The following is a 6,367-nucleotide window of genomic DNA, read 5'->3' on the forward strand; positions in this document are numbered from 1 at the left end:
CGTATCGGGGTCGGTGATCGAGCGTATTCGCTCCTCGGCTCTTTGGGTGCATGCTGTTTTGATCGGATCGGTTTTCTGGATCATCGACGCGGCATGGGGCTGGCACTATGACGGCTGGATGGTGAAATATCTTGGATACCATGATGCTTATGCATCGGGCGTCATCCACGCCATCGCAGGCGGCTATGCGCTGGGTGTCATCATGGTGCTGGGGCCACGTATCGGCAAATTCGCAAGCGATGGCACGCCCCGCGATATCCCGCCGCACAACCCGTGGCTGCTGACGATTGGCATCTTTCTGATCTATACCGGCTTCTGGGGCTTTTACGCGGCGTGCAACGTGCCTCTGATCTCGCCCGAGGCCATTGGCGGTGAGATCACCGGCGTCACCTGGACGGCGACCAACATCTACCTTGCGCCCACGTCATTGTCAGCGATTACCTTCAACTTCCTCATGTCGCTGTCGGGCGGTCTCATGGCGGCCTACCTCGTGTCCAAGGGCGATGCCTTCTGGACCTTCTCGGGCGGTCTGGCTGGCGTGATCACGGCCTCGGCGGGCAACGACCTCTACCACCCGATCCAAGCCATGCTCGTTGGCGCGATCGGCGTCGTTATCGTCTATAACCTGCATCAGTGGGTTGAGCGGACCTTCAAGCTGGACGATGCGGTCGGCGCGGTGGCTGTTCATGGCTATGCGGGCGTGGTCGGCCTGATCATCGCTGGCTTCATGCTGTGGGGCGCACCGGCCTCGCCGTTCGAAGGTTTTGCGACGATCAATCCGCTGGGCCAGACAATCGGCGCGGTCATCATGTTCTTTGTCCTTGGTTTTGCGCCGGGCTGGTGCGTGGCCAAGATCCAGAGCGCGATGGGCGTTCTGCGCATCCCCGAAGAAGTGGAATTGCAGGGCCTCGATTTTGCCGAGCATCACGCCTACGAAGATGCCAAGCAAGACATAATCGAAGCGGACAAGGCACATCTTGCCATCAGAATCAGAACATAAGGAGCGCACCGTATGTCAACGATAGGATACGATAGCTGGGCCGTGGATCTGGCTGAAGTCGGCCCGGTCTACCCCTTTCAGGGAATGGAAGTGGCGATGGTCGTCATCGGCGTGATCTTCTGGGTGGGCTGGCACATCATCCAGTTCCAACGTGAGAAGGTTCATCTGGAAAAGGCCCGCAAGTTGGGCGACCAAGAAAAGATCGCCCGCGTCCTCGAACGCTACTGATACTTCCCGCGGTTTTCACAAAGCGGTATCTGGGGGCGCGCGAGGTCGCGCCCCCATTTTCTTGATAAGAAAATTATACTCATAGTAGCTGAACGCTTGGTTGTCTGGTGCTAGCTTTCGACTTGTCATTACCGACCGACGAAGAAACCGCGACATGTGCGGGACCGTAGGACTTTTTCTCAAGGACACTTCGCTCGAGCTCAAGCTGGGCCAGATGCTGACGCGAAATCTCTTAATGTCCGCAACGAGGTCGCGAAGCCCTCGTCCAAGCACTTTAGCTCGTGATGCGACCGCTTCGCCGACAAGAGATGTGATATTTCGGGAGCGACTTTCATGCATACTTTAGGGTTACAATCGCCAGCACTAGGTAGCGTCCTCCTTTTGCCACGGTCACTATGAGCAGGAAGCGCCAGAACGGCTCTTTGAGCAGTCCCGCGACTAGTGTCAGCGGATCGCCCACGATGGGAAGCCAACTTCCTAGGAGGCTCCAGAATCCCCATTTGCGATACCAACCCGAGGCGCGCTCCATCTTACTTGCCGATACCGGAAACCAGCGACGGTCTGCAAAATGGCTGAGGTATCGTCCGAGAACCCAGTTTACCGCCGCGCCAATAACATTTCCGGTGGTGGCCACGAGCAGCAACAGCCAGACGGAATGCGCCTTGGCCCAGAGCAGGCCTACCAGCACGGCCTCGGACTGGGCGGGGATCAGCGTGGCCGCGAGAAAGGCGGCTGAGAACATGCCGAAAAGCCCCAGCATGTCAGTCGCGCGCGGGCCAGCGGCGATGTAGATCGTCGATGACGATGTCGTGCCGGTATCCCGCGCTTCCGTGGTCTTTGAGATGGGGGTGATCAACCAACTGTTTTGGTTACCTGATCCTTCGTTCGTGCGTCCTTGAAGTATCGGTTTGAAGAGAAATTTGCGTCCGACGACTGCGATTCAGCATATAACTTCGAAACCACGGTGACGGCCTCGTTGAGGTTGTCCTTCGCAAGATCATAGTCCCATGTATCAATTTCATCCCGATTGCAGATTTGTCGGATCGCAAACAACACATGGAAAGACCCGTCGATCAATGACATTTTTCCGGCTTCAAGATTTGCGCCCTCCCGAATCTTCTTGCGAACTTCCTTTTTTTGGTCATTCACAAGTCGAATTAGCTTGAATGACGTGAGCAATTTATTCGCTGTGAGATCCTCGGCAAAAACAGTATCGTAGAGATCTCCAAAAACTCGCCCGCGGTCTTTCTTGGCCGTTTCGGGAAGGCCGATCCCATATGCAAGATATGCCTGACCTGAAGAAAGAGCATCGACACGTCTCGAGGAATCTTTATCGGCGTGTTGCCCGGACTTCCGCTCATAGTAGTAGCCGAGATCTGCAAAAGCCTCTTCGAGCTGTCTTTGCTGCCTGTCATTGGATCTGAGATCTCGGACGTTGATAGGTGTCTGACTGTTTGTCGTTTCGGCAATCGACATTTTTACATCTTCAGATGATGTCTCAATGATCCGAACAAGCAGAATGACATCCTCAACCTTTTCCTTTTGCTCTTTTGCCGCTTCGAACAGACAGTTTGATGTCTGGCCACCGTTCACAATCTGAACGTTTGTCAGTTTGATCTTTGGCGACCGTCTTGAGGGGCCAAGATCAACCTTGTCGCACGTCATCGTGATACCATTGTTCTGATACCAGAACATATGGTTGTCATCAGAGAGCGCGGACTCAATGATCCTGCGATTGATGCGATTTCTTCGTTTTAGGTAAACGCGCACGTTTTGATCGAAGATACCAGCTTCGACTTGATCGGGGTCTTCCTCTGATCTGATTGCATCAACTATGTCCATGGCTGCGACCGAGCACACAACCCCGCGCAAATTCTGGTCTGTCCGGTCAAAGAAATTTGTGTCGATCGCCGTGATCTCCCGAACGAGTTCCGGGGCGCGTTTCTCGAGGAAAAAATCTGATAGTGTATCCAAATCGTGCATCCTGAACTCGATCGCTTTATATCTTGAAAATACCGTGCGAATCCGCTTCAATTCGCTGTCAATTAATGGTGCGGTGTTGCCGATAAAATGCACCGTTATCGTTGCATTTGACTCTTTCAAAACCTCGAGGGCGTCGAGAATCTTTGCCTTCAGAAGGTCATTTGCGCTTTCGAGAGCTTCAGCATCATGATTTGTAAGATCCGTTACAAAAGAGATCAGCTTATCTATTTCATCGCCTGGAAAATTATTCTTCGACTTTTCAAAATCGTTAACGCACTTAGCCTGGAACACATGAATATCATTTTTCGCATCGCGATCATCAATGTATAGGGCGTCGACACCACGGTCATTTCCACCATCGGTGATAGCGTCGACAGCTTCATCAATATCGATCTCCATGATCTCGGAAACTGCGACAACCGTGAGCGCCTTTGATTTGCCAAGTTCATCATATTCCGCGACCGTTGCATTGATCTTTTGGTCGAGAGCGTTCCAATCGAACATGTTCGCCATATTTTTCTTCCTTGTTGATGAAATGTCACGCCGCGTGGTTCGATATTTTCAAGTGATCCGCCTGAAACCCTTCCTCGTTCCTATCGAGGGTCAGGGGTTTTGATAGTCGTCGGTTTCGAGTTGGGTGAGCGCGCCGGGCATATGTAGCCGGTCGCAGCACGCGAGCCGAACGGCAAGTTTGGGCCGATCATACGCAAGCAGCGTCGCGCCTTGGGACCAATGAAAAACACTCTCACTGAACGGACATCGGTCGCAGCATGTCGTCGGTGTCAAGGCTGAGCGCGCTGCGCCAGAGCGGGGTCTTGAACACATGACATTCGTGCTTGCCGGCGCCGTCTTCGCGGGTCTCGGTCAGCAATCCCGCCCATTCGAGCGGTCGCAGCACACATGAGGAAAACGCGGCCATCTCTCGCCATCCCGCAGTATGCCAATCCTTTGCCTCACCGTAAAAGGTTTTGAACAAGGCGGCCTCGGTCGTGCCGTGATCGGCCTCCACGTTGATCACGTTCAGCCAGACGTCCCATTTTCCGAAGAGGTGATCGTCGAAGCGCGCATAGGATGCGTGATCGATCCGGAGCACAAAGTATGGGATCAGCTCGGCAAACAGGCGCCCAGGGGCTTGCGCCAGATCTGTGCCACGCTTGGTCAGCGAAACTCCCCCTTGAAATGACGTCCCAGGCGCAGGGAAATCAGCAGGAAATGCAGAACCTCGAGCGGCGGGAACTCATATTCATTGATCAGCTTGTTGTAGCGGAACATCTCTTCTGCGCTTTTTCCCGGCCAGTCGAAATGCTCGACGGCCCAATGGACGAAGATGCGCTTGAACGCCTTGGTTTTGGTTAGACGGATTGATCCATGCTTCTGCGCATATTGCAGGGTCAGGAGAGCGCCCCGAAGCAGCGGAGAATGCGCGAGGTCGGGATGGTCGTCGGCAAGAGTGCGGAGCTTGATCATCTCAGGATACTGCCACAGACCGCGCTGCAGTTCCATGATGTCCGCATAGTGTGAGGTTCGCCGAAATGAATGGCTGGTTCGACGGGCGGCGGCGCAGAATGTCGGCTTGTCGCTGAAGGGCAGCAGTGGACCGAAATAGGCGCGCATTGCAAGACTGTGGTCATTTTATTTGATATGTGGATTGGATACCTCATATGCCGCCTCAGTCTCGCGAGGGTGCAGACGCACAAGACGCGAAATCATCAGGTCATTATATCGATCCTCAGCACAGCGCCGATGTGCCGCGTGATGGACGCGTGGCTTAGGAAGAGTCCCGCGCCGTTGGTGCAACCCCTTTCCACATGGTGAGTAGATTCCGATCCTATGTGGCCACTGCGTCAAAACGTAATGTTGATTCGTGTCCACGAGTCTCGACGGGGGCACTTAGAGACCGGGCAGTCAGGACTGCGCTTGATGCAATTAGAGGCATCCCTTCCCCTTGATGCATCGCGGCGTTCAAGAAAACCTGACTGCCCATTCGCAATCGACGATCGCCGCACCTTGCAGGCTGGCCGCGCGCGAAAGCGCACCGGAATTGAGGGGCAGGTGCTGTGACCATTTGAAAGGACTAGCGATGAGCCAAATCGTTTACATCGTTGGCGCAATTGTCATCGTCTTGGCGGTGCTCAGTTTCATCGGTTTTGGCTGACTGCGCCCCCCGATCGCTTGAACCACTGGGGCGAACGCAATGGACCGCCCCCGGATGGCACCTCAACCGGGTCGGGCAAAATTCATTCAAGACCCCGGATCGAGGCCCGAAGGCATGATGCCTTGGGACGGTGCCAGACTGGCAATGCTCACCGGGCCAGCGGCAAGCGTGATCCCGCGCCTCTGCCCCACGGATACGGGTTCCGGGCATCTCCTTCGGTCGCCTGTGCATTTCGGCGGCCGATTTGCGCGGCGAAAATCATCCTTAGCGAGAGGCACCAATGATCAAACCACACCCTTTTCACACCCTCCTTCCGCAGCATTCCCAGTCGCTGTATCGCCGGGCGCTGAAACTGACCAACAACAAGCATCGCGCCGAGGACTTGGTTCAGGCCACGCTTTTGAAGGCATGGACCCACCGCGACAGCTATCGAAGCGATAGCAACCTGCGGGCGTGGTTGTTCACCATCTTGCGCAACACCTTCTTTTCCGAGTGGCGCAAACTGCGCAATGAGGTTCAGGATGTTGATGGCGCCTGCGCGACAGCGCTGTCAGAGGAACCCGGTCAGGATCACGCGCTTGCGCTCAAGGAGTTGATTGCCGCCATTGCCCGGCTGCCCGATACACAGCGCCGGCCAATCGTTCTGATGGGTGCCTACGGGTTTTCCCAGCTGGAAACGGCCAATGCCTGCGGCTGCACNGGATCACGCGCTTGCGCTCAAGGAGTTGATTGCCGCCATTGCCCGGCTGCCCGATACACAGCGCCGGCCAATCGTTCTGATGGGTGCCTACGGGTTTTCCCAGCTGGAAACGGCCGATGCCTGCGGCTGCACAGTCGGCACCGTCAAGAGCCGCGTGAGCCGCGGCAGGGCCAAGCTCAACCGGCTGGTCGAGCAAGGGGATGCAGCGCTTTGCCCATCAATGTCGCGGCCCGCGCTCAGTCGGCAGGGTTCGCAGCCTCCGAAGCCGTCCGATCAGGTTATGCTTTCGGGCTGAGGCTGG

6 protein-coding genes and 2 pseudogenes are annotated in these 6,367 nt (G+C 55.5%); 5 read left to right on the top strand and 3 right to left on the bottom strand.

Going from position 1 to position 6,367, the window contains the following annotated elements:
* Positions 1-1,000 (top strand): ammonium transporter (locus V8352_RS21130; protein WP_336426235.1); only part of this gene is annotated, 1,000 nt, incomplete at its 5' end.
* 12 nt (positions 1,001-1,012) lie between these two features.
* Entirely contained in the window at positions 1,013-1,228 is a 216-nt protein-coding gene (locus V8352_RS21135; protein ID WP_336426236.1) for a hypothetical protein, read from the top strand.
* Positions 1,229-1,559: 331 nt separating this feature from the next.
* Here V8352_RS21135 and V8352_RS21140 read toward each other — a convergent pair whose 3' ends face one another.
* The 3 genes and pseudogenes from V8352_RS21140 to V8352_RS21150 all read right to left on the bottom strand — a co-directional run bounded on the left by V8352_RS21140 (position 1,560) and on the right by V8352_RS21150 (position 4,678).
* Entirely contained in the window at positions 1,560-2,084 is a 525-nt protein-coding gene (locus V8352_RS21140) for a YqaA family protein (RefSeq protein WP_442971081.1), read from the bottom strand.
* Positions 2,081-3,724, bottom strand: coding sequence for an AIPR family protein (locus V8352_RS21145; protein ID WP_336426237.1), 1,644 nt, complete (start codon positions 3,722-3,724; stop codon positions 2,081-2,083). Before V8352_RS21145 ends, V8352_RS21140 begins: the two co-directional genes overlap by 4 nt.
* Before the next feature lie 232 nt (positions 3,725-3,956).
* Positions 3,957-4,678: pseudogene (locus tag V8352_RS21150) on the bottom strand (hypothetical protein).
* Positions 4,679-5,159: 481 nt separating this feature from the next.
* Here V8352_RS21150 and V8352_RS21155 point away from each other — a divergent pair.
* The 3 genes and pseudogenes from V8352_RS21155 to V8352_RS21160 all read left to right on the top strand — a co-directional run bounded on the left by V8352_RS21155 (position 5,160) and on the right by V8352_RS21160 (position 6,361).
* Positions 5,160-5,366, top strand: a complete 207-nt coding sequence (locus V8352_RS21155) for a hypothetical protein (RefSeq protein ID WP_336426238.1) — start codon at positions 5,160-5,162, stop codon at positions 5,364-5,366.
* A 280-nt stretch (positions 5,367-5,646) separates the two neighbouring features.
* Positions 5,647-6,015: pseudogene (locus tag V8352_RS22075) on the top strand (sigma-70 family RNA polymerase sigma factor); the annotation flags it as partial.
* A 34-nt stretch (positions 6,016-6,049) separates the two neighbouring features.
* Positions 6,050-6,361, top strand: coding sequence for a sigma factor-like helix-turn-helix DNA-binding protein (locus V8352_RS21160; RefSeq protein ID WP_336426239.1), 312 nt, complete (start codon positions 6,050-6,052; stop codon positions 6,359-6,361).
* Positions 6,362-6,367 lie beyond the last annotated feature (6 nt).

It is taken from the genome of Roseovarius sp. D0-M9 (assembly GCF_037083805.1).
Taxonomy (GTDB): domain Bacteria; phylum Pseudomonadota; class Alphaproteobacteria; order Rhodobacterales; family Rhodobacteraceae; genus Roseovarius.